The organism is Pseudorhodoferax soli (assembly GCF_003337555.1).
Lineage (GTDB): Bacteria > Pseudomonadota > Gammaproteobacteria > Burkholderiales > Burkholderiaceae_C > Pseudorhodoferax > Pseudorhodoferax soli.
The window spans coordinates 1383925-1408901 of record NZ_QPJK01000001.1 but is presented as its reverse complement, the minus strand read 5'-3'; the positions used below and the strand labels follow the sequence as shown (position 1 = coordinate 1408901).

Below are 24977 nucleotides of genomic sequence, written 5' to 3'. Positions count from 1 at the left end.
GTCGCTCTCCTGCTCACAGGCCCAGGATCATCTTGGAGATGATGTTCTTCTGGATCTCGTTGGAGCCGCCGAAGATCGACAGCTTGCGGTAATTGAAGTAGCTGGCCGCGGCCGTGGCGGCGGCGTCCGGGCCGAGCGGTTCGCCGTTGTAGCCCTCGTACTGCGCGGCCTCGATGTAGGGCGCGGCATACGGGCCCATGGCGCGGCGGATCAGCGAGAGCATCTCCTGGCGCAGCTCGGTGCCGCGGATCTTGAGCATGGAGCTTTCCGCGCCCGGCACGCCGCCGTGGGCCACCGATGACAGCACGCGCAGGTTGGTGGTCTTCATGTTCTCCAGGTCGATCTCGACCCGGGCCATGCGCGCGGCGAACAGCGGGTCCTGGTCCAGCGGCTTGCCGTTCTTGAGCACCTTGGCGGCGATGACCTTGAGCTTCTCCATCGTGGCCACGCAATAGCCCACGCCGGCGATGCCGGTGCGCTCGTAGGTCAGCAGGTACTTGGCGTAGGTCCAGCCCTTGTTCTCTTCGCCGACCAGGTTCTCCACGGGCACCTTCACGTCGGTGAAGAACACCTCGTTGACCTCGCGGTCGCCGTCCAGCGTGCGGATGGGGCGCAGCTCCACGCCGGGCGCCTTCATGTCCATGAGCAGGAAGCTGATGCCCGACTGGGCCTTGGCCTCGCGGTCGGTGCGCACCAGGCTGAAGATCATGTCGGCGTGCTGGCCCTGGGTCGTCCAGGTCTTCTGGCCGTTCACGATGTAGTGGTCACCCTGGCGCACAGCCGTGGTCTTGACCGAGGCCAGGTCCGAACCCGCGCCGGGCTCGCTGTAGCCCTGGCACCACCAGTCCTCACCGGAGAGGATGCGCGGCAGGTAGTGGTCCTTGTGCGCCTGGCTGCCGTACTTGATGAGCACGGGGCCCAGCATGCTCACGCCGAAGGGCACGATGCGCGGGCCGCCGGCCAGGCAGCACTCGGTGTCGAAGATGAACTTCTCGACGGCAGTGAAGCCCGGGCCGCCATACTGCTTGGGCCAGTGGTAGGCCAGCCAGCCGCGCGATTGCAGGATGGCGTGCCACTCCTCCTGGTCCTGCTTGGTCAGGCGCTGGCCGGCCTTGACCTTGTCGGCGATGCGCTCGGGCAGCTTGTCTTTCAGGAAGCTGCGCACATCGTCGCGGAACGCGAGTTCCTCGGGCGTGAAGTTCAGGTCCATCGCGGACTCCTCAATAGATTTCGAACAGACCGGCGGCGCCCATGCCACCGGCGATGCACATGGAGACCACGGCGTACTTGGCCTTGCGGCGGCGGCCTTCCAGCAGCACATGGCCGGCCAGGCGCGCGCCCGTCATGCCGAAGGGGTGGCCGATGGAGATCGCGCCGCCGTTCACGTTGAGCTTCTCGTGCGGGATGCCGAGCTGCTGCTGGCAGTACAGGGCCTGCGAGGCGAAGGCTTCGTTGAGTTCCCACAGGTCGATGTCGTTGACCGTGAGGCCATGGCGCTTCAGGAGCTTGGGGATGGCGTAGACCGGGCCGATGCCCATCTCGTCGGGCTCGCAGCCGGCCACCGCGAAGCCGCGGAAGGCGCCCAGGGGCTTCAAGCCCAGGCGCTCGGCTTCCTTGGCCTCGACCATCACGCAGGCCGATGCGCCGTCGGACAGCTGCGACGCGTTGCCGGCGGTGACAAACTGGTCGGGCGCGCGCACGGGCTGCAGCTTGGCCAGGGCCTCGTAGGTGGTGCCGGGGCGGTTGCAGTTGTCCACGGTGGCCGTCACCTCGCGGTGCGTCACGGCCTTGGTTTCCTTGTCGGTCACTGCCATGGTGGTGGTGCAGGGCACGATCTCGTCGGCGTAGACGCCGGTCTTCTGCGCCACCTCGGTGCGGCGCTGGCTTTCGGCCGAGAAGCGGTCTTGCGCCTCGCGGCTGATGTTGTAGCGCGCAGCCACGATGTCGGCGGTCTCGATCATGGCCATGTACAGCGCGGGCTTGTGTTCCACCAGCCACGGGTCCATGCCCGAATCGCCGGCATCGGTGGCGCTGCGCGTGCGGATCTGCGAGATGCTTTCCACGCCGCCCGCCACCATGGCCGGGGCGCCGGCCACGATGGCGCCGGCTGCGCTGGCGATGGCCTGCAGGCCCGAGGCGCAAAAGCGGCTGACCGTGAGGCCGGCCACTTCGAGCGGCAGGCCGGCGCGCAGCGCGACCTGGCGGCCGATGTTGCGGCCGGTGGTGCCCTCGGGGTAGCCCGTGCCCATGATCAGGTCCTCGATCAGCGCCGGGTCGAGCCCGGAGCGCTCGACGGCGGCCTTGACGGCGAAGGCCGCCAGCGTGGGGCCGGGCGTGATGTTGAATTCGCCGCGGTGCGACTTGGTCAGTGGCGTGCGGGCGGTAGAAACGATGACGGCTTCGCGCATGGGAGAGTCTCCGGTTGTGGTGTCGGTTGTCGGTACGGGATCAGGACTTGTTGAGGCTGGCGAAATTCTTGCCTTCTTCGACTAGCTGCACCAGCAGCGGCGCGGGCTGCCAGAAAAGCGGGTCTTCCTTGGCGAATGCCCGGATGTCGTCCAGGATCTTCGGCAGGCCCACGGTGTCGGCATAGTGCATCGGGCCACCGCGGAAGCGCGGGAAGCCGTAGCCGTAGAGGAAGGTCACGTCCACGTCGAGCGGGCGCAGCGCGATGCCCTCGGCCACGACCTTGGCGCCCTCGTTGACCATGGCGGCCATGTAGCGGCGCATGATGTCTTCTTCGGTGAAGGCGCGCGGCGTGATGCCGGCGCGCTGGCGTTCGGCATCCACGATGGCCAGCACTTCCGGGTCTTCCACGCCGGTGCGTGCGCCCTGAGGGTACTGGTACCAGCCGCGGCTGGTCTTCTGGCCGAACCAGCCGCGTTCGCAGATGCGGTCGGCCACCTGCACGTAGCGGGCCTGGGGGTCGCGCGTGGCCGATTTGCGCTTGCGCGTGGCCCAGCCGATGTCGCCGCCGGCCAGGTCGGACACCTGGAACGGGCCCATCGGGTAGCCGAAGTTGCGCACCGCCGCGTCGATGGCGTAGGGGCTGGCGCCGTCTTCCATCATGTGGTCGGCGGCCTGGCGGTACACGGCCAGGATGCGGTTGCCGATGAAGCCGTCGCACACGCCGGCGCGCACCGGCACCTTCTTGAGCTTCTTGGCCAGCGCGAAGGCCGTGGCCACCACGTCGGCGCTGACCTTGGCCGGCACCACGATCTCCAGCAGCTTCATGATGTTGGCCGGCGAGAAGAAGTGCAGGCCGATCACGTCCTGCGGCCGGGCGATGCTGGCGGCGATGGCGTCGATGTCCAGGTACGAGGTGTTGGTGGCCAGCACGGCACCGGCCTTGCAGACGCGGTCGAGTTCCTTGAACACGGCCTTCTTGACCTCGATGTCTTCGAACACGGCCTCGATCACCATGTCCACCTCGGCGAAGGCCGCGTAGTCGGTCGAGCCCGTGAAGCGCGCCATGACCTTGGCCTTGGCTTCGGCGGTCATGCGGCCCTTGGCGACGAGCCCGTCGTAGACCTTCTCGACATTGGCGCGGCCACGGGCGATGGAGGCCTCGTCGCGCTCCACCATGGTCACGGGCAGGCCGGCATCGAGCGCGGACACGGCGATGCCGGCGCCCATCGTGCCGCCGCCGACCACGCCGATGCTCTTCAGCACACGCGGCTCGGCGGCTGCGGCCTCGGGCACCTTGGCCACGTCGCGTTCGGAGAAGAAGGCGTGGATCAGGCCGGCGCGCTGCGGGCTTTCCAGGCACTGCATGAACAGCGTGCGCTCGAACTTGAGGGCCTCGTCGAAGGGCTTGTCGAGCGCGGCTTCCACCGCGTCGACGATGCGGTGGGGCGAGAACAGGTTCTTCGCCTTCTTGCCTTGTTCTGCGCGCGCGGCGGCGATGGCGGCACGGCTGGCCTCCACGTCGGCCAGGCCCGTGGCATCGCGCGAGCGGCGCGGGCCGGCGTTGGCGGCCAGCAATTCCTGCGCGTAGGCCAGGCCCTCGGCCAGCGTGTCGTCGCTCTGGGCCAGCCGGTCGATGAGGCCGAGCTTGAGCGCCTCGGCGGCGCCGACGTGGCGGCCGCTCAGCATGATGTCGAGCGCGGCGGCAGCGCCCACCAGGCGCGGCGCGCGCTGCGTGCCGCCGGCGCCGGGCAGCAGGCCCAGCAGCACTTCGGGCAGGCCGAGCTTGGCGTTGGCGACGGCGATGCGGTAGTGCGCGGCGATGGCCACTTCCAGCCCGCCGCCCAGCGCGGCGCCGTGGATGGCGGCGACCACGGGCTTCTTCGAGGCCTCGATGCGCTTGCAGACATCGGTCAGCAGCGGTGGCTGCGGCGGCAGGCCGAATTCGCGGATGTCGGCCCCGGCGATGAAACTCTTGCCGGCGCCCACGATCAGCACGGCGGCGACGGCCGCGTCGGTCTCGGCGCGCTCCATGGCGTCGGCCAGGCCGCGGCGCACGGCAGCGCCCAGGGCGTTCACGGGAGGGTTGTCCACGGTGACCAGCAGCACCTTGCCGTGCAGTTGGGTGCGCACCACTTGTTCGTCCGGCGTGTTTGCCATGGCGTTGTCTCTTCGTGTTGGGGAGCGGGCATTGTTCGTTCGCGATTCCGGTTTGACAATGGCATAGACTTCAAACACACCGTCAAGCCGATTTGAACAATGAGCCTGGATGTCCAATCTCTGACGCTGCTCGTCCAGATCCTGGATGCCGGCAACCTGGCCGAAGCCGCGCGCCGCATGAAGATGAGCCGCGCCAACGTGAGCTACCACCTGAACCAGGTGGAGCGCGCCATCGGCCAGCAGCTGATCCGCCGCACCACGCGCCGGCTGGAGGCCACCGAGATCGGGCTCAAGCTCTACGAACACGGCCGCGTGATCCAGAACGAGCTGCTGGCTGCGCGCGAGTCCATCGCCACGCTGGGGCAGGAGCTGAGCGGCCGCGTGCGCCTGTCGGTGCCCAGCGGTTATGGGCAGTTGGCCATGTCGCCCTGGCTGCTGGAGTTCAAGCGCCTGCACCCGGCCATCGTGCTCGACGTGCTGTTCGAGAACCGCGTGGAAGACCTGATGCGCGACGAGGTCGACGTGGCCGTGCGCGTGCTCTCCGAACCGCCGCAGAACCTCGTGGCGCGCGACCTGGGGCCGGTGCGCTTCGTGGCCTGCGCCTCACGCGCCTATGCCGAGCAGGCCGGCCTGCCGCAGCGGCTGGAAGACCTGCAGCACACACCGCTGCTGACGGCCGCCGTGATCGGCAAGCAGCTGCGCTTGGCCGCCTACCAGGACGAGGAGCGGCACGAGGTGCTGATCGAGCCCACGCTGATCTCGGAGAACTTCATGTTCCTGCGCGAGGCCGTGCTCGCCGGCCTGGGCGTGGGCCTGGTGCCCGACTACACGGTGCGCGACCTGCTGGAGGCCGGCACGGTGGTGACCGCGCTGGACGCCTGGCGGCTGTCGATCTTCGGCACGCGCATGCACCTGCTGTACATGCCGAACCGCCACCACACGCGGGCGATGGCGACGTTCATCGAGTACGTGCTGCGGCGCGCGCAGGCGCGCGCCTGAGCGATCAGAACGAGACCGTGGCCGACAACCTCGCCGTGCGCGGTGCGCCGGCCATCACGAAGCCGTCGCCGAACATCCCGATCCAGTAGTTCTTGTCGGTCACGTTCTCCACGCTGGCGTTGAAGCGCACGGGCGTGCTGCCGAAGCGGGTGGCGTAGCTGGCGTTGAGGTCGAGCCGGTTCCAGGAGGGCACCTTCAGCCGGTTGCCTGAGTCGGCCCATTGCGAGCCGGTGTAGACGATGCGGCCGCCGACCTTGAGGTCGGCGACCGGGGTCTGCCAGTCCGCGCCGATGCGGGCACGCCATTCGGGCACGCCGTAGGTGTCGCGGCCGGTGTTGCGCTGCTCGGACTTGATGTGGGTGACGCCGCCCAGCAGCGAGACGGTTTGCAGCACCTGGCCGTACATGCTCCATTCGAGACCGCGCAGGCGCTGCTCGCCGCCTTCGACCAGGGCGGCAGGCGCGGTGCCGGTGAAGGACGGGCGCTTGATCTGGAAGGCACTGACGGTGTGGGTCATGGCGCCGGCCTGCAGCTTGGCGCCCAGTTCCATCTGTTTGGTCTGCTTGGGAGGCAGGGACGCGCCCACGTTGGCATAGCCCACACCCACGACCTGGCCAGGCTCCAGCCCTTCGGTGTAGTTGCCGAACAGCGAGAGCCAATCGCCCCACGGACGCACCACGGCCGCGACCATGGGCGAGAAGCGGCTTTCGCTGTAGTCGGTGCGCGGTGCGTTTGCAGTGGCGGCGTTGGTCTGCTTCACGGTCTGGTAGCGCCCGCCCACGGTGAGCAGCAGCTTCTCGCCGGCGAAGCCCATGGTGTCTGCGATGGCCAGCGAGCGGAAATCGTTCTCGACGGTGTAGCCGCCCCAGACCGGTGCCGCCGGGAAGGCGGGAGCCACCGGGTCGTACATGTTGGTCGTGTAGCAGTAGGCGCAGGCGGTGTTGACCGTGCCCTCCTTGTGCTTGAGCACATTGGCCGACAGCTGCAGCCGGTGCTGCACGCTGCCCGTGGCGAACTTGCCGATCACGCCGGTCTCGGCCGTGCGGCGCTCGGACTCGGTGTGCACGTTGTAGATGGCGCCGCGCGTGGTGCCGTCCGCTCCCGTGACGATGGCACGGGTGCCGAACAGCAGGCCCGTGCCCTTGGCTTCGGAGCCGCCCAGCGCGAGGTAACCCTGCCAGTCGGCGTTGAAGTCGACCTCGGCGCGCGCCAGCAGGCCGCTGTTGTCGTAGCGGCCGTGCGTGCCGCGGAACATGTTGGTGTCGCCATCGGGCGGAGACAGCAGGTAGCCCACGCCGGGGATCACCGTCGCGGAGTTCACCCTGACGCTCTGAAAGTTGAACATGCCCGGGCTGCCGTTCTCGATCTTGTTCACGCTGTCGTACAGGTCCAGCGAGAAGCGCGCGCGGTCGCCCTGGTAGTCCAGCGCCAGCGCGCCGACGCGGCGGGTCTGGCTTTCGTCCTTGGCGCCCATCTCGCCGTCGCCGTAGACGCCGTTGAAGCGCAGGCCCAGCCGCTTCTCGTCGCCAAAGCGCTTGCCCACGTCGGCATGGGCCTGGAAGTACGCATGCGTGCCGTAGGTCAGCGTGAGGTCGGCGATGGGCTGCGCCAGCGCGCGCTTGGTGACCATGTTCACGGTGCCGGCCACGCTGGAGCCCGGGGGCATGCCGGAGAGCAGCACGTTGGGGCCGCGCAGCACCTCGATGCGCTCGAACATCTCGATCGGCACGGCGTTGGCCGGCGCGATGCCGTACAGGCCGTTGGTGGCGATGTCCATGGCGCCCATGTCCAGGCCGCGCAGGTTGAAGTTCTGCAGCAGATGGTTCTTGTTGGTGGTGAAGACGACGGCGGGGTCGTTCTCCAGCACGTCCTGCAGCGTCAGCGCCGACCAGTCTTCGGCCAGTTCGCGCGTGTAGGCGTTGACGTGGACGGGCGCGTCCATGATGGACGTGGCGCCCAGGATGCCCAGGCGCGCGCCCGAGGCAGCCTTGTTGCCCGCGGCGCGGACGGGCAGGTCCTCGCGCTCATACTTGCTGCGCACGTTGACCTGGTCCAGCGTGCCTGCCGCGGTGGCCGCAGTGGCGGCCGTCTGCGCTGCCGCACAGGTGCTGAAGGCGAGCAGTGCGAGGGCGATGGGGGTTGGTCGGAGAAGGTGGCGTGCGTGCATCGGTCTGGCCTCGGGTGGCGTTATCAAATGAAAAGCGTTCTCATTTGAATGGTAGCAAACCGAGGCTGCCCAGCGCGTGCGCGGCTACCATGCGCCGCAAAGGAGACCCCCGCATGCCCATGTTCGTCGACCACTCGCCGCCCGGCCAGTGCATCTTCTGCCGCCTCGTGGCCGGCGAGATCCCGTCCGCCAAGGTCTACGAGGATGCGCTGACCATCGCCTTCATGGACATCGGCCAGGTCAACCCCGGCCATGTGCTGGTGGCGACCAAGCGCCATGCCGTCACGCTGCTGGACATCACGCCCGAAGAGGCGGGCGCCGTGCTGCAGACCGCGCAGCGCATGGCGCGCGCTGTGCAGGCCGCGTTCGATCCGCCCGGCATGACGCTGTTCCAGGCGAATGGCCCGGTCGGCGGGCAGACGGTGTTCCACTTCCACCTGCACGTGCTGCCGCGCCACGAGGACGACGGCATGGCGCTGGCCTGGCCGCGCAAGGAGCCTGGCGCGGCGGTGTTGCAGGACCACGCGGCGCGGCTGCGGGCTGCGCTGCCGGCGGATTGAGCCGTGCCCACGTTTGCACGCCTGGCCCTCGCCTTGCTGGCCTGCATGGCCATCGGCCGGCAACTGGTGTTGCACGTGCAGGGCGCGTACAGCGTGTTGAACTTCTTCAGTTACTTCACGAACCTGTCCAACATCGCCGCCGTCCTCGTGCTGCTGTTGAGCGTGCTGGCGCGTGGGGGCGGCTGGCTCGACCGGGCGCGCTACCTTTCCGCCGTCAACATGGCGGTCGTCGGCCTGGTCTTCGCCGTGCTGCTGCGCAACACCGACCTGGGCGGGCTGCTGCCCTGGGTCAATGTCGTCCTGCACTACGTGATGCCGGTGGCGATCGTGCTCGACTGGGTGTTGCGTCCGCCGTCAACTCCGTTGGGGCCGAGGCTGGTGGGGGTGGCCCTGGTGTTTCCCACGGTCTACCTCGTCTACTGTGTCGTGCGCGGTGCCAGCATCGGTTGGTACCCGTATCCGTTTCTCGATCCCGCCAGGGCCGGTGGCCAGGGCGCGGTGGCGGCGTATGCCGTGGGCATTGCAGCGACGTTCCTGGCCGTGGGCTGGGCGTTGCACAGGGCGGGCCAGCGCGTTGCGAGGCCGGGTGCGTGACGGCCCAACTGCGCAACCGCGCTGCCGACCACCTGCGTGGCCGGGCGCGGGGGAACGGTCCTGGACGAAGCTGCTTGTGCAAAGGCACTCAGCGGTGTGTGAGGCGCTGCGCGTGGCGGTGCGCAGCACCTGCGCGCAGGCGGAGCCGACGCCGCTGAGCGGCGCGCACCATCCGTTAGACTTTCCGCCGCATTGGCGAACTGGCCGCCACGCACCGGCGTGTTGCCGGCGCAGCGCAGGGCGTCTGGCAACGTGTTTCCCATGATTGGTTGGCCTGCCGGGCTTGGCACGGTGGGCTGGAAGGCAAACAGACCGAAAGCTGAAGATGGCCAAGGAAGACCTGATCGAAATGAGCGGCGTGGTCGAGGAAGTGCTGCCCGACTCGCGCTACCGCGTCGTACTCGAAAACGGCCACAGCCTGGTGGCGTACAGCGCCGGCAAGATGCGCAAACACCACATCCGCATCCTGGCAGGCGACCGCGTGACGCTGGAACTCTCGCCCTACGACCTGAGCAAGGGCCGCATCAAGTTCCGCCACCTGGAGACGCGCGGCCCGCGCTGAGCTTCAGGCCGGCCTGCTGCGCAGCGTGCGGCTCAGCAGCACCACGGGCAGCAGGCCCACCACCACCAGCGCCAGCGAGGGCAGGGCGGCTTCGCCCAGGCGCTCGTCGCGCGCCAGCTGGTAGGCCACCACGGCCAGCGTGTCGGTGTTGAACGGCCGCAGCACCATGGTGGCGGGCAACTCCTTCATCACGTCCACGAACACCAGCAGCGCGGCCGCAGCTGCCGAGCGGTGCAACAGCGGCCAGTGCACGCGCGCCATCAGGCCGAAGCTGCCCGTGCCCATGGTGCGTGCCGAATCGTCGAAGCTCTGCGGAATGCGCGCATAGCCGCTCTGCATAGACTGCAGCGCCACGGCACAGAAGCGCACCAGGTAGGCCCACACGATGCCCAGCGCGGTGGCCGTGACCCAGTAGGCCGCGCCCAGCTGCGGCATGGTCTGCTGCAGCCAGCCCACCGGCAGCAGCAGCCCCACCACGATGACCGCGCCCGGCACCGCATAGCCCAGCCCCACGAGCTGCACGGCAGCGCGCTGCAGCGTGCGTGGCGTGTGCCGCACGCAGAACGCTAGGAAGAGCGCCAGCGCCACGGCGATGGCCGAGGTCAGCGCGCCCAGCCAGATGCTGTTGGTGGCCCACTGCACGAAACGGTCCCAGGGCAGCACCGACCAGTCGGCCGCCAGCGGCCGCAGCATGAAGGCCACGGGCAGCACGAAGCCCATCAGCACGGGGAACACGCACAGCGCCTGCGCCAGCAGCTGGCGCCAGCCGCGCAGCGCCAGGGGCCGGCCGTCGTGGCTGCCGGCGCGCCCGCGCGTGCTGGCAAAGCGCATGCGCGCCTGTGCGCGTTGCTCGAGCGCGAGCAGCACGACCACGAACACCAGCAGCATGGTTGCCAGCTGGGCCGCGGCGATGCGGTTGTCCATCGCCAGCCAGGCCTTGTAGATGCCGGCCGTGAAGGTCTGGATGCCGAAGTAGCTGGACACGCCGAAGTCCGCCAGCGTCTCCATCAATGCCAGCGCCGTGCCGGCCGCGATGGCCGGCCGCGCCATCGGCAGCGCAACCTGGCGGATGCGCCGGGCCAGCGGCGCGCCGAGCAGGCGGGCGGCTTCCATCAGGTGGGCAGCGCGCTCGGCCAGCGCGGTGCGGGCCAGCAGGTAGACATAGGGGTACAGCGCGAACGTGAACACGATGGCCGCGCCGCCCAGGCTGCGCACCTCGGGCAGCACGCGCCCGCGCAGCCCGAAGCTCTCGCGCAGCCAGGTCTGGGCCGGGCCGCCGAACTGCAGGAAGTCGGTGTAGGCGTAGGCCACCACATAGGCGGGCATGGCCAGTGGCAGCAGCAGCGCCCATTCGAGCGTGCGCCGGCCGCGGAAGTCGAACAGCGTCACGCAGGCCGCCGCGCCCGTGCCGATCAGCACCACACCCACGCCAACCATGGCGGCCAGGCCCAAGGTGGTGGCGATGTAGCCCGGCAGCACGGTCTGGCCCAGCTCCCGCAGGATCTGCGCTGTCTGCGCATCCCACTGCGCCCAGGACGCCAGCACCGCTAGCACGGGCAGCGTGAGCAAGGTCGCGACCAGCAGCATGCAGGGCAGAGACAGCCAGCGACGGGGCATCCGGGAGGGGGTGGAGAGAGACGGAGAGAGGGGCGGCAGGCGCCCCGGAGAGATGAGAATTGTACGCATCGCGCTGCCTACAATCGCGGCCATGTTCCTGGATGTCTCCCACCTGGTCGTGCAATACGCCGGCCGCGCGCGCCCGGCCGTGGCCGATGTGAGCTTCGGCCTTGCCGCAGGCGAGATCGGCGTGCTCATCGGCCCTTCGGGTTGCGGCAAGACCACCTTGCTGCGCACCGTGGCCGGGCTGGAGCCGGCCCAGGGCGGCGAGATCCGGCTGTCGGGCCAGCCGGTCAGCGCGCCGGGCCTGCAGTTGCCGGCCGAGCAGCGCCGCATCGGCATGGTGTTCCAGGACTACGCGCTGTTTCCCCACCTGGACGTGGGCCGCAACGTGGGCTTTGGCCTGTCGGCCCTGCCCAAGGCCGAACGCGCCGCGCGCGTGGCCGAGGTGCTGGAGCTCGTGGGCCTGGGCGGCGCCGAGCGGCGTGCACCGCACGAGCTCTCGGGCGGGCAGCAGCAGCGCGTGGCGCTGGCCCGTGCGCTGGCGCCGCGGCCGCAGCTCATGCTGCTGGACGAACCCTTCTCCAACCTCGATGTGGAGCTGCGCGAGCGGCTGGCGCACGAGGTGCGCGCCATCCTCAAGGCGGCCAAGACCACGGCCCTGTTCGTCACCCACGACCAGCTGGAGGCCTTCGCCATCGGCGACGCCATCGGCGTCATGCACGAAGGCCAGTTGCACCAGTGGGCCGATGCGTACACGCTGTACCACCGGCCGGCCACGCGCTTCGTGGCCGACTTCATCGGCCATGGCGTGTTTGCGCCGGCCACCGTCTCCACGGTGGATGGCCATGTGGTGCTGCAGACGCCGCTGGGCCCGGTCAACGGCGCGGCCGCGGCGCAGGCCGCTGCCAGCCTCGCCCAAGGCGGCCCGCAAGACCTGCTGCTGCGCGCCGACGACGTGGTGCACGACGACGAGGCGCCCGTCAAGGCCGAGGTGATGCGCAAGGCCTTCCGCGGCTCGGAGTTTCTCTACACGCTCAGGCTGGCCTCGGGCGAGACCGTCCTGGCCCATGTGCCCAGCCACCACGACCACCGCATCGGCGAGTGGATCGGGGTGCGGGCGGATTTGGACCATGTGGTGATGTTTCCGCGGGGTGGGTAGGCCTGCGCCAGGTGGTGGGCGTTCCCTACGATGTGCGGACGGTCTCGATTGCCAGCATGACCCTGCGCACCGTTGGACTCAAACAGGAGCGCAGTACTTGCCCGACCGGGCCTCGCGCGCACATGCCGGCGAGCCCAGCCTGTGGACGCGCTACGGCAAACCTTACCCCGCCATCGTGCCGCCCGAGATGCTGGCGCAGGCGCGGCCGCGTGCGCGCTTCCTCGCGCTGCGCGGCACGGGGCGGGGTTTGTGGGGCGCTTCGCCGGCGGAGGCTGTGGCGGAACTGTGCCACTAGGGGACCTGATGACGGTTGCGCGCACGCCAGTCCACAAAAAACACTTGTGGCAGCGGCGGGACATCTGGGGCGGCTTCCCGCAGGAGACCTCGTCACGGTGGATGCGCCGCATCCGCCCTACCTGCGGGCGGTCATCCGGCATTCGCCCCTCGAAAGTTCGTTCGAGGCTCAGGAGCGTGGTGCCGCACGGCTCGCTCTGTCCATCTCTGACGTGGCCGAGGTACTGGCCTGCCTTTTCAAGCACTGATGGGAAGCGCTGGCCAAGTACTCCGATAGGTGCTCGCGGACTGCTTGCTCGTGCCACTGTCGCAGGACATCGCAGTGATCCCACACGCCTGCGTGCCGCACACATATTGGTCCGTGCCTCACGTCCTGCTGGCGTCCACCGCGCCTGAGATCGGTTCGGTTGCCTCGGTCAAACACGACGTGATTTCCCGGCTCACGGGACTGCCCGTGACCGTTAGGACCGTCGCTTAGTTGTGGTATTCAGCCACGCGCGCTGCGCCCGCATTGCGCTCGCCATAGTCGTGAGCATCTCCAGATTTGCTGGCGACCCAGCTCGATCAGCCATGGAGCGTTAAGGAAGGTCTGCACAAAGCGCGCCGCGATGTGCTGAGCCGCAGCCGAGTTGCGCAGAAAATCTGAGTCATGAAGCAAGCCGACCTGGGCCTGAACCTGACGACCAAGCGCACGCGCAAGCGCGAGTTCCTCGCGGAGGTGGAACGCGTGGTGCCTTGGGCGGCGCTCGTTGCCTTCACGCCGTACGCCCCTGAAGGCAAACGCGGTCGGCCGCCCTTTGCCGTTGAGACGATGATGCGCATCGACTTCATGCAGCAATGGTTCACGCTGAGCGATCCGGCCATGGAAGAGGCGCTGCACGACGTGCCGCTGTTCCGCGAATTCGCTGGCCTGAACTAGGACACAGCGCTGCCCGACGAGACGACGATCCTGCGCTTTCGCCGGCTGCTGGAAGAACACAAGCTGGCCCCGCAGATCCTGCGCTCATCAACGAACTGCTCAGCGCCAAGGGGTTGCTGCTGCGCGCCGGCACGGTGGTGGATGCCACGCTGATCGCCGCCCCGAGTTCGACCAAGAACGCCTCGGGCGAGCGCGACCCACAGATGAAGCAGAGTAAGAAGGGCAACCAGTGGTACTTCGGCATGAAGGCCCACATCGGCGTGGATGCCGACTTCGGTCTGGTGCACACCGTGCGCGGCACCGCCGCCAGCGTGGGCGATGTGGTCGAAGCCAATACCTTGCTGCACGGCGAGGAAACCGAAGCCTGGGGAGATGCCGGCTACCAGGGCGCCAACAAGCGCCCCGACGCCAAGGAAGGCGTGCGCTGGAACATCGCGATGCGGTCAGGCAAACGCAAGCTGCTGGACAAGAACAAGCCGGTCGAGGATCTGAGCGACCGCCTCGAACGCATCAAGGCCAGCATTCGGGCCAAGGTCGAGCATCCGTTCCGGGTGATCAAGCGCCAGTTCGGCCACGTCAAGGTGCGCTACCGCGGGCTGAAGAAGAACACCGCGCAGTTGCACACGCTGTTTGCGCTGTCCAACCTGTGGAGGGCGCGGCGAACTTTGATGGGAGCGCAGGCATGAGTGCGCCTGTGATTGGCCAAAAGGCCTGTCAGGGCGCCGAAAGCGGCCTAGAGGCGGCCGCGGAGCAGTGCGAAATTCCGAATCGACGTGAGTGGGTGCCATCAGCACATCGCAAAGCAGTTAAAGCAGAGCTTCCTTAACGCCGGCCATCGTGGCGCGGGTAGGCGGGCGCACCTACTTAGGATCGGCCCGCATTTCGATTGATCAACCTTTTGGCGTGGGGCGCCCCGTGGAAATGTTTCCTTGTCGATCTACAAACAACGGCCAATTTCCGATGAGCGATTTCGAAAAATCACCGGATTTTAGGAAGTCGAGAGACTGGTATGGAAAATACCATCCATTTGGTGTTTCTCGAATTTTCTCTTCAATGAGAACATATGGGACTCCGTTTGCATTGGATTCCATGGTTTTGAGGTGCTCGATAGCCTTACTCTTTGCTTCTGAAAAATCAATTGTCATGGCAAGATTCCAAACCGGAAGTAATTAAAGTCTGTGAAATTTACGAGCCCGCTTCCTTGTAGTTGTCCATCAATATAGTTTACTCTTCCTTTTTGAACAACTGCGTTCCATACATGGCCTGTTACTCCGTCGGTTCCATAAACCACGGCGCGAGAACCTTCTCCTTTTGCTAGCAAGCTGCTTTCGATTGCACGGCGAGTTGCCCAGCCGCTCATCCGTATATTGTAAATTGATTCTAGTGCCTCATACGGTAGCGGGTTCTCAAGGGGCAGCGCACTTGCGGGATTGCCAGTTCTAAGGAGGTTGTCCACGACTGCAACACAGTTTGTACAATTTTGGGTCGAGCCTGTGGGATTTATTTGCTTCACTGAACCGGCATCAGCTATATCGACGAGTTGCGGTGTCTGCCCTAGTCTGCTTTGTGTGCCTAATTTCTCAAGGATTTGTGCTTCTGAAATGTTCGGATACAGGCGTGGTGCGAATGCGGTGATTAGCGGTTTAACCGCCCCGATCGCCTTGGTCAGACCTATTAAATCTGCCGCTATAAGCGCTAGCTCTGCTGCATCAGCGAGAACTGGCGACTTTTCAATGGAGGAGACTATAGTGTTTAGTTCACGAATGCTTGTCTGCGTTTGCTGGCGAGTTTCACTATCAACAGATGCACTTTCAAGCGACCGTTCAAGCGCTGTGCGAATAACTTCAAGCGAGGACTTGGTGAGAACAGAATTTCGGTCAATCAAGGCGGAGTTAACGGCGCTCTTAAGTTCGTACTCACGCAGCGCCTGCACCTCACACATGGAGTCACCGGCATCCTGACAAGCTTTGAGGCGCTGATGGCGGTTGCGCAGGTCGGCTGAAGTCAAATAGTTATTCGCCGTTTCGTTCATTCCCGCCGTTGCGCCCACGGTACCGCCAGCGAGTGCGCCAACGGCAGTGCCAACCGCGAGGACTACCACCTCCTTGAGCGGCGCCGGAAGCTCCAGGTTGGCAATGTTCTCTCCGAGGCGAGGCACTAAGGACGCACTGGCTGCTGCTCCAATCGCGCCCCCTGTACCCGTGGCCAACCCAGCAACCGCCGCATGCGCAGCCACGCGATAGACGCCACCCTCGGCCCACTTCGCCGCTTCGGCGGGATCGGAGTTCACAAGTTCGGTGTGCTTCTGCTGTGCATAGTCACCCACAGCTCTGCTGGCGTGCTGCCCAAATTCTTGCGTGATCCGAGCCTGGGCTTGCACATCCTGGAGCAGCGCCTGTGCATTCCAGTCCTTGACCAGTGCGCCGGTGCTGCTGGCGTCCCCGGTCCGCACCTTGGTGTCCCCAGCAATGCCACTGATGCCTGATGCGGTCGTGCTGGCTTCGCTGACGTTGATCCGACCAGCCCCAGCGCTGCCACCCGGTGTTGTCTTGGCTGCACTTGCGGCCGCACGCTGCTGCTCCTCCGTCTTGGCTGACTCCTTCTTGCCCATTCCCGCCGAGAGGCTGGCGCTCACCGCATAGCTGCTGGCCTTGTAGACGTTGTGGTTCTGGATGTCGCTGCTGGTCAGGCTCGCTGTGTTGAACTCGTTCAACTTCGCATCGATCGCCGCCTGCGTGCTGCTGACCACGCCGCCCTTCAGATCGGTGCTGCCTTGTACTTGCACCTGGAACCCACCATCACCGGCCTTGATGCCGCTTTTCTCCACCACGCTGGCATAGCTGCCATTCGCTTTGGCGGCCGCGGCGCTGCCGCTCACGGTCGAGGTGCCATAGCAGATCGGCGGGATACACAAGCTCAGGTTCAGGCCCGAACTGCTTTGCCGCGCGATCTGCTCGCTTGTGTCCTGCAGGCTCTCGATGCGCAGGTCGCCACCGACATCGGCCCTGATTTGTGGAGCGTCGACCACCGCGCCTTTGAGCGTCAGGTTGCTGCCGCTGACGATGTGAACGGCCTCGCCGCCTGTGACGTGCGTGTTGGTGTGCAGCACTTCGCTGCCGTTCTGGATTCCCTTGCCTTTGCTGACGCCCAACTCGATGGTGAAGCCGTTCTGCGCGCCGGCGCCAAAGCTGACACCTACGCTGGCACCACTGCTGCGGTTGCTGCCTTGTTGCTCCGAGCTGCTCTGGCTGGCTTCCAAGCCAATGGTGTTGTCGGCCTGCAGATGGGCTGTGCTGCCCGCGCCGATGGTGGAGCCGACCACCCGGATGTTGGAGTCGGCTGCGCCGCCGGTGGCTACGATGCTGACCCGGTCGGCCCCCACGATGCTGGAACCGACTGCTGCGCGGCTGCTTGCGGTGCTTTGACTTTCGCTCTTGCTGTGACTGATGCTGGCGCTGACCTTGTAGCCCACCGCGCCCTTGGCAATCGACATGGCCGCGTCGTAGGCCTGCTTTCCCTGCAGAGCCAGGTTGACCGCGCCCAACGCCTGCATGCGGCCATCGCTGGTGTTGCTCATGGCCTCCAAGGTGCCGCCCGCGTTTCGCAGCGTGTCGATGCTGATGCCGGCCACGCTGGCACTGCCGCCCAACACCGTGCTGCTGGACCGGCTATGGCTGCTGGACTCGCTGGTGTTGAAGGCTTCGCCGATGACCACGTCTCGGGCCTGGATGTGCACGTCGCCACCCACAAGGGTGCCACCCTGGCCGGCCGCCAGCACGCTGCTCGCGGTTTGCGCATAGCGCCCCCCCGCAATCAGAGTCACATCGCCCTGCAGGCTGGCGACGCTGCTGGCAGACTGGGTGACACCGCTGCCTTGGCTGCTCTGGCTTTGTTTGATGTTTCCCAAAGCCGGATTGGTGAACGTGCCGACCGAGCCGCTCCGGCTGGTCGCGACACGGCTGCCGGTGCGATAGCTGTTCTGTGCGCTTTCGATGGTGAGGTTGCGCCCCGCCACGGCAGTGATGTCGTGATCAGCCACCATGGTGGCGCCTTGCACGGTGATGTCACGGCCGCTCGCCATCTGCAGGCTGCCGGCCGAGACGGTGGTGCCGATGGCAGCTGTGCGCGTCTCGGTGGCGTCGTTCAGCGCCGCGTTGCTGCTGATGAATTTGCCGCCGACGATGGCCGTCTGCCCCAGCGAGCCGCCGCCCAAAGCCAGGCCGGTGATCTTGCCCAGGGCGGTAGCGCTCTTGCGCACGTCCTTGAAGTGGGTTTCGGTGACCGTCTGGTCCGCTGTGGTCAGGGCAATGTCGCGTGTGGCAGCCAGGTGCATGGCGCCTTCGGACTGCAAGAGCGCTGCTTGCGCCACGATGTCGCGGCTTGCGTTGATTGCCACAGTGTTGCCGCTGACGCTGCTGCCCTTCACGCCCGAGACGCTGACGACATCCCGTTCCGTGGTGGAGCTCTTGGAGAACAGGCCGCTGCTTTTGCTGTGCGTGTAGTGGTCCGTGAGGCTGCTGGTCTGTGCGGAGGCCAACACCACGTCACGGCTGGCACCCAGTTGCACGTCGCCTTTGGCGCTCACCGTGCTGCCGGTGACCTTGAGGTCACCCGACTCCAAGGCGCCCGCACGCATGGACAGATCATGGCCGGCCTGCACGCTGGCGCCTTGCACCGTGGTCTGGCTGTGGGTCTGGCGGTAGCGCGAGCCGGCAGGATCGTTGCGCAGGTCGCTGCTGGAGGTGCTGGCGACGGCCTGCAGGTTCAGCTCCCGTCCGGCGATGACCAGCGCGTCGCCGCCGGCGCGGGCCTGGGTGCCGTTCAGTTGCAGGTCGCGCCCGGCGGACAACACCAGGTCGTCGCCGGCTCCGATCTGGGCCGCATGGGCTTGGCGGCTGTTGCTGGCGGCGCTGGCGAGCCCCATCTGCATGCGGTAGTCGTGTCCGATGTCCACCGTGCCGAACGCAATGTCGCGGCCGGCTTGCACGTTGGCCGTGCCACCGGCAGCGATGTGCCCGGCGGTGTCCTGCACGTCCTGTCCCGCCTGGATCTGCAATGTGCGGCCGGCCTCGATGCGCGCGGTGTTCGACAAGCTGGTGTGGCTGCCGGTGACGCTGGCCCGCGCGTTCGACGCGCTCCAGTCCTGCGTGATCGCCAGGCTCTCGTTGCGCACGTCCCGCGCGGCCACCAGGGCCACGTCGCGCCCTTGCACGGTGCCGCCCTGGTTGATGATGTCGCGGCTGGCCACGAGCACCGTACGGCCCGTGGACGCCTGCCCGATGACGCCGCCGCGGTTCAGGATGTCCTGGCCTTGCAATCGCACGTCGTCGCCGGTCACCAGTGCGCCATGCGGGCGCACCGTGGCTTCTCCCAGATGGGCGAGGTACAGACGCGGGGCCAACACCTCCTGCGTACTGCCGTCCGGCAGGGTGACGCGTTGGCGCTCGAGCCACACGATGTCGCTGGTGAGCTGGGCCATCTGCGCGGCGGTCAGCGCCACGCCCACACGCAGATCCAGGGCTTGCGCCGACGATGCGCCTGCGTTCAGCAGGGCGGCGTATTGGGCGTCGTCGTCGCTGTAGCCGGCCAGATGGTGCCGGCCGGTCTGCGCGGTGATCTGCTCGCGGATGCGCTGTTGCTCCATGAAGCCGTCGCCCAGGCGCTTCAGCACCAGTGCCGGGTCCAGTCCAAGGGTCTGCAGCATGCTGTCGCTGGAGACCCAGGGCTTGGCATTGGCAAAGCGCGGGTGCGTGGCGTAAAGGGTCCGGCCTTCCGCCGCGGGCTGCTGCTGAAACAGGCCGCTGCCGCCCGTGCTGGCCTGCGCACGTATGGCGATGTCGGTGCCGTTTGTCGCGGTGGCGCTGGCGCCCTGTGCAGCCCCTCCGTGCCCCGCGCCTTCCGCGCTGCCCAGCGCAATGTCTGCTGCGGGTCGGTCTGCCGCCTGTGCATGTACGCTGACGCCGCCGCCGGCCTGCGCGGCCAACATGCCGTTCTGAATGCGCCGCGTGGTGCCGGCCTGCGGCGTGACACCGGAACTCAAGCGCAGATCCGCGGTGAGGTTGGCATGGCTGCCGGCGGAGGTGTCGACGTTGCGGATGCTGCCGGCCTGGATGTCGACCTGCTGGCCCGACACAGCTGCGCCGATGCTGCCGATGATCTCCGTCTTGTCCGGCTGACGGTAGGCAGCCGACGTGCCGTTGGCATAGTGGCGCGTGCCGTCGAAGCGCCAGGTGCGCAGCAGCGTCGTGGCCCGGTTCTCGAAGGCCGCGCCGTCGGCGCCGTGCAGGGCGAGTGCACCACCCGCCACGATGTCACTGTGGTCGTTGAGCATCCAGTCGGAGAAGTTGACGCGGATGTCGCCGCCGGCGGCGATGCGTCCAGCGGTGCCGGCACCGGGAGCGAGGCGATCCTCGGTGGCGATGACATGGGCATCGCGTTGCAACTCAGACAGGGAGGTGTTGGGCCCCAGCACGCTCTGTGTGTCGCGGATGATGGTCGTGTTCGGGTCCGTGTAGTCCAGCGGCGCGACGAAGCGCACGCAGTTGGTGGTGCAACTGCCATAGGCGGGACTGAACGCCACGCGTGAGGAGTCCATCGTGTGCACCTGTGCGTTTTCCCAGACGCCGCTGGTCACGCCGGGAACCTGGTCCGGGTTGGGCACGCCGTCCTGGCGCGCCGTGTAGTACAGCACGCGCGTTCCGTCCGCGCCGGTCATGCGTTCGGCCTGGCCCCAGTGCTTGCCGTCGGCCGATGCGCGACCGGCGCGCCCGCTGAAAAACACGCTGTCGTTGGCATGGGTGCGGACCACCACGCGGCCGATCGCATAGCCGTCGGGGGTGTAGACGGTGCTTTGCTCCAGGATGTCCGCAGGGTTGATGTAGGACACCTGGTAGGCGGAGTAGTTGGTTCCTTCCGGTGTGTAGCCATTGCCGTTCCGGTCGCGGTTCTGCCACCATGACGGCATGCGCATCGTGTGGTTCTCTTCCAGCGTGACGACACGCGCCACGGCGACGCCAGGCCGTTCGTTCAACACCGTGGCCGCGTCGATGGCGATGTGGCGCCCGGCCTCGATGGTGGCGCTGCGGTTCAGCAGCGCGCCTGTGGTGATGCGGATGTCGCGGCCCGCATAGACGCTGGCGCCATCCGTGTTCGACAGGGCCTGTGTGGCCTGCAGCTCCAGGTCGTCGGTGGCACCGAGCAGGGCCTGCGGCCCGATGTTGTCAAGCGTGCGCGCCGTGATGGACAGTGCACCCGCTGTGATTGCGCCGTGGTTGGTCAGCGCGTCGGCATGCAGCGCTGCGCTGCTCCCTCCAATCTCGCCGCCGTTGTGCAATGCGCCAGCGGCGCGCAGGACCACGTGCCCCGCCTCGATGCTGGCGCCCGCCATGTTGTTCATGTCCTGTGCGTCGGCGGTGAGGGTGCCGCTGGCGCGCAAGACGCCGTCGTTGCGCAGCGCGCCGCCAGCTTTCAATGCGAGGTCGCGCGCTGCATGGGCCAGGCCGGCATGGGTGTGATCGCCCTCGACCTGGACGCTCAGATCGCGGTCGCTGGACAAGATGCCCTCCCCGTTGGACAGGCTGCCCGCCACCAGCACCAGGTCGGCCTGGGATCCTGTCGCCGTGGCAATGCGGCCGCCATCGTTCTGCAGCTGCGCGACAGCGATGCGGCTCGATCCCGCCGCAACGATGCTGCCGCCGCTGTTGTCCAACCGGGCGCTCGCCTGTTCCAGGTTGACGCCGCCACCGCTGGCGATGCTGCTGCGGTTGCGCACCTGTTCCGTGACGGCCAGATCCAGCGTCTGGCCGGACGAGAGCTCTGCACCGGCCAGGTTGTCCAATGTGGCGGCTGACAGTTGCAGCGCACCGTTGGTGCCAATCAGGCCGGCAGCGCCGGCATTGACAATGCTGGCGGCCGCGATGCGGCTGGCGCCGGTGCCGGTGTTGACGATGCGCCCGTCCTGGTTGTCGATGGCAGCAGCCTGCAGTGCCAGGGACGCACCGGGGCCGGTCGCCTCCAGCGCGCCGCCGGCATTGCGCAGTTGTCCACCCAACTCGACGTCCAGCGCGTTGCCGCCGCGCAGCAGACCACCGGTGTTGTGCAGGTCGATGCCAGCGCGCAGGGCGAGCGTCCCGTCGGCCTGCAGCCGCCCGTTCTGGTTCAGCACCTGCCCGGCGGACAGTGCCAGGTCGGCGTTGCTGCCGGCCGCCGTGCCAATCAGCCCTGCGCGGTTGTCCAGCGTCGCGCCAACCGACACGCGCGCCTGGCCTGCTCCTGTCTGCAGGATCTCTCCGCTGTTGGCGAGGTCGGTGGCGTCGATGGCGATGCGGGCCGCGTGCAGGCGACCTGCGTTGCGCACCTCCACGGCCTGCAATGCCAACGTGCCGTTGCCGATGACCTCGCCGTCGCCGCCGTCGAACCGTACGGCCGTCAGCGAGAGCTGGCCGCTGCCCGCGTGCGCGATGTGGCCACCAGCGTTGGCCACCTGCTCGGCCTGTAGCGCCATGTCATGGCCGTTGCCGGCGATGCGCCCACCGCGGTTGTCCAGCATGCCGCTTGTGCGCACCTGCATGGCGGTCTCGCCGGTCTGGGCGATCAGTCCCGTATTGGCAAGGGTGCCTGCGTCGATCACGATGCGGTCGGCCTGCATGGTGCCGCTGTGGGACAGGCTATGTGCCTGCACGCGCAGTTCGCCGTTGCCCAGGATGCGGCCATTGCCAGCGTCGAGCTGCTCCGCGGCGATGGCGAGGCGACCGGTGCCGGCATGCGCGATCTCGCCGCCGGCGTTGGCCAGCGTGGCCGCGGTGATGTCCATGTCGCGTGCGTTGCCGGCAAGGCGGCCGCCGCGGTTGTCGAGCTGTGCCGCGACGGCGATGCGCATGTCCGCCGTCCCGGTCTGCACGATGTGGCCGCCGCGGTTGTCCAGCGCGGCCGCCTGGATGTCGATCCGGTCCGCCTGCATGCGGCCTGCGTGCGTGATCTGCCCGGCGTGCAGCACGAGAGCGGCGTTGCTGACGAGGCTGCCATCGCCGCCGTGCAGTGTTTCGGCGTGGATCGCAAGCTGGCCGTTGCCGGCGTGTTCGATGTGGCCTGCGCCGTTCGTGATCGACGCAGACCGCAGTTCCATGTCCTGGGCATTGCTGGCGATGCTGCCGCCCGTGTTGTTCAGCGCTTCGGTGGCGACCAGCCGCATGGCCTGGTTGCCCGTCTGCGTGATCTGGCCGCCGCGGTTGTCGAGGACCCGGGTGGCCATGCCGATCTGCGCCGCCTGCAGGCCGCCATGGTTGGCGACGGTGTCGGCCAGCACCGCCAGCATGCCGTTGCTGGTGATGTGGCCATCGCCGCCCTCCATCCGGCCCGCATCGATGGCCAGCCTGCCGATGCCGGCGTGGACCATCTGGCCACCGTCGTTGGCGATGGTTGCGGACTGCAGTGCCATGTCGATCGCATTGCTGGCGATGCGGCCGCCGCGGTTGTCCAAGGCCTCGCTGGCTGTGATGGCCATGGCCTGCGTGCCGCGTTGAACGATCTCGCCGGCCTGGTTGTCCAGACGCGCGGCGACCACGGCAATTTGTTCTGCGGCCATGCGGGCGCCACGACCATGGGCGATCTGTTCCGCCTCGATCTGCAGCAGGCCGTTGCCGACGATGCTGCCGCCGTTGCCGTCCAGGCGGCCGGCCTGGATCTGCAACCGGCCTGCGCCAGCATGCTCGATCGTGCCGTCGGTGTTGTCCAAGGTGCCGGCGTGGATCCGGAGTTCCTGTGCATTGGCAGCGATCCGGCCACCCTGGTTGCTGAGCCTGCCACTGGCGGACAGCCGCATGCTGGCGTCGCCTGTCTGTACGATCTCGCCGCGGTTGTCTAACGTGGCGGCGGAAATGGCGATCTGCTGGGCTTGCACGCTGCCTGCCAGCGTCAGTTGCATGCCTTGCAGCAGCAAGCTGCCGCCGCCAAGGATGCGGCCGTCGCCGCCATCGAGCTGGCCCGATGTGATGCTCAGCGCGCCGCGACCGGCGTGTGCGATGCTGCCGCCGGCGTTGGCGAGACGGCCTGCTTGGAGCTCCATGTCATTGGCATTGCCCGCGACGCGGCCGCCTCTGTTGTCGAGGTCTTCGCGCACCATGATGCGCATGCTCTGGCTGCCGCTACCGCGCTGAACGATCTCGCCCGCGGCGTTGACCAGGCGGGTCGCCTCCAGTGTGATCTGCTCGGCCGACATCGTGGCGCCACCGCCATGCGCGATCTCGGTGGCCTGCAGATGCAGGGCGCCATTGCTGACAACCCGTCCGCCATCGCCTTCGACACGGTCCGCGCGAAGCTCCAGGAGTCCGGCGCCAGCGTGCTCGATGCTGCCCGCGCGGTTGTCCAGTGTTGCGCTCTCGATGCGCAGATCGGCGGCGTTTGTGGCGATGCGCCCGCCGCTGTTGTCCAGCGCCTTGGCCGCGATCCGCATGGCGGCTTCGCCGGTCTGTACGATGTCGCCGCCGCGGTTGTCCAGGCGCGTGGCCGCGATTTCGATCCCGGCCGCCTGCATGTGCCCGCCTTGCTGCAGCTCGCCCGCTTGCACGGAAAGGCGGCCACTGCTTGCGATGGTGCCGTTGCCGCCGTCCAGCCGCTCCGTCTGGATGCTCAGCTGCCCGGCGCCTGTGTGCGCGATCTGGCCGCCGTGGTTGGACAGATGGGCCGTCTGCACGGCCATGTCGACGCCATGGCTCGTGATGCTGCCGCCTCGGTTGTCGAGCCCCTCATCTGCCACGAGGCGCATCGGGCCTGCGCCGGTCTGGACGATCTGGCCGCTGTTGTGCAGGCGCGTGGTCTCGATCGCCACCTGTCCGGCCTGCAAGTGGCCGGCGTGCGTCGCTTCACGGGCGCGCAACGCCAGCGCACCACCGGTCTGCAGGGTACCGTTGCCGCCGTCGAGTTGTTCGGTATTGATCGACAGGCGGCCGTCGCCAGCAACCTCGACACGGCCACCGGCGTTGGCCAGCATGCTGGCCTGCAGCACCAGATCGCCCCCCGTGGTGGTGATCTGGCCGCCACGGTTGTCCAGGTCGCTGCGGCTCACGATGGCGATGCGGCCGGCTTGCAACTGGCCGCCGGCGTTGTCGAAGCGCTCTGCGCTGGCGCTGAAGTCGCCACGCACGCTGAGCTGGCCAGCCGCATTGCCGAAGTGGCGCCCGTCGAACGACAGGCGCTCGATGTGCATAGCCCCGCCTGTGTTGTCGATGTCGTGCGCCTGCAGCGTGAGGGTGCCGGCGGCATCGATGCGTCCGCCTTCGTTGTGCAGCGTACCCTGCGCAGTGACGCTGCCGGGCGTGCCAGCGGGAGAAGGCGCCTGCGGCGTTGGATCGGCAACGGCGGACACACCCGGTGCCGTGGTGGGCGCGCTTGCCGCGAGGGTTGCGGCTTCGGTGTTCGCTGTGTTGGCTGCCGCTCGCGTTGGCATGCCGATCTGGCCGCCCGCGCTGTTGCGCACCGTGCTGCCGGCCAGTTGCAGGACCATGCTGCCGGCCTGGTGGATGCGGCCGCCGCGGTTGTGG

The 24977-nt window shown here is 67.6% G+C and carries 13 protein-coding genes and 1 pseudogene; 7 read left to right on the top strand and 7 right to left on the bottom strand.

All coding sequences use genetic code 11. From position 1 onward, the window contains the following. Window positions 1-13: 13 nt before the first annotated feature. Genes DES41_RS06400 through DES41_RS06390 form a run of 3 tightly spaced genes read right to left on the bottom strand, consistent with a single transcriptional unit; the run spans window position 14 to window position 4566 of the window. Window positions 14-1210 carry an acyl-CoA dehydrogenase family protein gene (locus tag DES41_RS06400; protein ID WP_114466716.1) on the bottom strand — a complete coding sequence of 399 codons (1197 nt, stop codon included), beginning with the start codon at window positions 1208-1210 and terminating at the stop codon, window positions 14-16. A gap of 10 nt (window positions 1211-1220) precedes the next feature. Further along, window positions 1221-2408, bottom strand: coding sequence for an acetyl-CoA C-acyltransferase (locus tag DES41_RS06395; RefSeq protein ID WP_114466715.1), 1188 nt, complete (start codon window positions 2406-2408; stop codon window positions 1221-1223). Between the two features lie 40 nt (window positions 2409-2448). Continuing rightward, a complete protein-coding gene (locus DES41_RS06390; RefSeq protein WP_114466714.1) occupies window positions 2449-4566 on the bottom strand; it encodes a 3-hydroxyacyl-CoA dehydrogenase NAD-binding domain-containing protein in 2118 nt (705 codons plus the stop codon). Between the two features lie 105 nt (window positions 4567-4671). Between DES41_RS06390 and DES41_RS06385 the strand changes: the two genes are divergently transcribed. Further along, a complete protein-coding gene (locus tag DES41_RS06385; RefSeq protein WP_114466866.1) occupies window positions 4672-5565 on the top strand; it encodes a LysR family transcriptional regulator in 894 nt (297 codons plus the stop codon). A gap of 4 nt (window positions 5566-5569) precedes the next feature. On the opposite strand, the gene DES41_RS06380 is transcribed toward DES41_RS06385, so the two are convergent. Then, window positions 5570-7732: a TonB-dependent receptor gene (locus DES41_RS06380; RefSeq protein ID WP_114466713.1), complete on the bottom strand. Its 2163-nt coding sequence runs from the start codon at window positions 7730-7732 to the stop codon at window positions 5570-5572. Window positions 7733-7845: 113 nt separating this feature from the next. Between DES41_RS06380 and DES41_RS06375 the strand changes: the two genes are divergently transcribed. From DES41_RS06375 to infA, 3 genes are all read left to right on the top strand, one after another. After that, window positions 7846-8292 carry an HIT family protein gene (locus DES41_RS06375; RefSeq protein WP_114466712.1) on the top strand — a complete coding sequence of 149 codons (447 nt, stop codon included), beginning with the start codon at window positions 7846-7848 and terminating at the stop codon, window positions 8290-8292. Between the two features lie 3 nt (window positions 8293-8295). Next, the gene (locus DES41_RS06370; protein ID WP_211332901.1) at window positions 8296-8886 is read left to right on the top strand and encodes a Pr6Pr family membrane protein; all 591 of its coding nucleotides are present in this window, start codon (window positions 8296-8298) and stop codon (window positions 8884-8886) included. Window positions 8887-9211: 325 nt separating this feature from the next. Continuing rightward, entirely contained in the window at window positions 9212-9448 is a 237-nt protein-coding gene (infA, locus tag DES41_RS06365; RefSeq protein WP_114466711.1) for a translation initiation factor IF-1, read from the top strand. A 3-nt stretch (window positions 9449-9451) separates the two neighbouring features. Here the strand turns inward: infA and DES41_RS06360 are convergent, their stop codons facing one another. Then, complete coding sequence (locus tag DES41_RS06360; protein WP_114466710.1) at window positions 9452-11065, bottom strand: ABC transporter permease; 1614 nt, start codon at window positions 11063-11065, stop codon at window positions 9452-9454. Window positions 11066-11156: 91 nt separating this feature from the next. Here DES41_RS06360 and DES41_RS06355 point away from each other — a divergent pair, with 91 nt between their 5' ends. From DES41_RS06355 to DES41_RS06345, 3 genes and pseudogenes are all read left to right on the top strand, one after another. Beyond that, window positions 11157-12227: an ABC transporter ATP-binding protein gene (locus DES41_RS06355; protein WP_114466709.1), complete on the top strand. Its 1071-nt coding sequence runs from the start codon at window positions 11157-11159 to the stop codon at window positions 12225-12227. A gap of 97 nt (window positions 12228-12324) precedes the next feature. Beyond that, window positions 12325-12522, top strand: coding sequence for a Prevent-host-death protein (locus DES41_RS06350; RefSeq protein WP_114466708.1), 198 nt, complete (start codon window positions 12325-12327; stop codon window positions 12520-12522). Between the two features lie 648 nt (window positions 12523-13170). Then, window positions 13171-14126 (top strand): annotated as a pseudogene (locus DES41_RS06345) (IS5 family transposase). Window positions 14127-14330: 204 nt separating this feature from the next. Here the strand turns inward: DES41_RS06345 and DES41_RS06340 are convergent. Next, entirely contained in the window at window positions 14331-14585 is a 255-nt protein-coding gene (locus DES41_RS06340) for a YrhB domain-containing protein (protein ID WP_114466707.1), read from the bottom strand. Next, entirely contained in the window at window positions 14582-24913 is a 10332-nt protein-coding gene (locus DES41_RS06335) for a hemagglutinin repeat-containing protein (RefSeq protein WP_245965577.1), read from the bottom strand. The genes DES41_RS06340 and DES41_RS06335 overlap by 4 nt, the downstream gene beginning before the upstream one ends. Between the last annotated feature and the right edge of the window lie 64 nt (window positions 24914-24977).

Bases quoted from the DNA above. Each gene is read 5' to 3' on its own strand.
- DES41_RS06400 (WP_114466716.1), bottom strand. From the start codon at position 1,210: ATGGACCTGAACTTCACGCCCGAGGAACTCGCGTTCCGCGACGATGTG.
- DES41_RS06395 (WP_114466715.1), bottom strand. From the start codon at position 2,408: ATGCGCGAAGCCGTCATCGTTTCTACCGCCCGCACGCCACTGACCAAG.
- DES41_RS06390 (WP_114466714.1), bottom strand. From the start codon at position 4,566: ATGGCAAACACGCCGGACGAACAAGTGGTGCGCACCCAACTGCACGGC.
- DES41_RS06380 (WP_114466713.1), bottom strand. From the start codon at position 7,732: ATGCACGCACGCCACCTTCTCCGACCAACCCCCATCGCCCTCGCACTG.
- DES41_RS06375 (WP_114466712.1), top strand. From the start codon at position 7,846: ATGCCCATGTTCGTCGACCACTCGCCGCCCGGCCAGTGCATCTTCTGC.
- infA (WP_114466711.1), top strand. From the start codon at position 9,212: ATGGCCAAGGAAGACCTGATCGAAATGAGCGGCGTGGTCGAGGAAGTG.
- DES41_RS06360 (WP_114466710.1), bottom strand. From the start codon at position 11,065: ATGCCCCGTCGCTGGCTGTCTCTGCCCTGCATGCTGCTGGTCGCGACC.
- DES41_RS06355 (WP_114466709.1), top strand. From the start codon at position 11,157: ATGTTCCTGGATGTCTCCCACCTGGTCGTGCAATACGCCGGCCGCGCG.
- DES41_RS06340 (WP_114466707.1), bottom strand. From the start codon at position 14,585: ATGACAATTGATTTTTCAGAAGCAAAGAGTAAGGCTATCGAGCACCTC.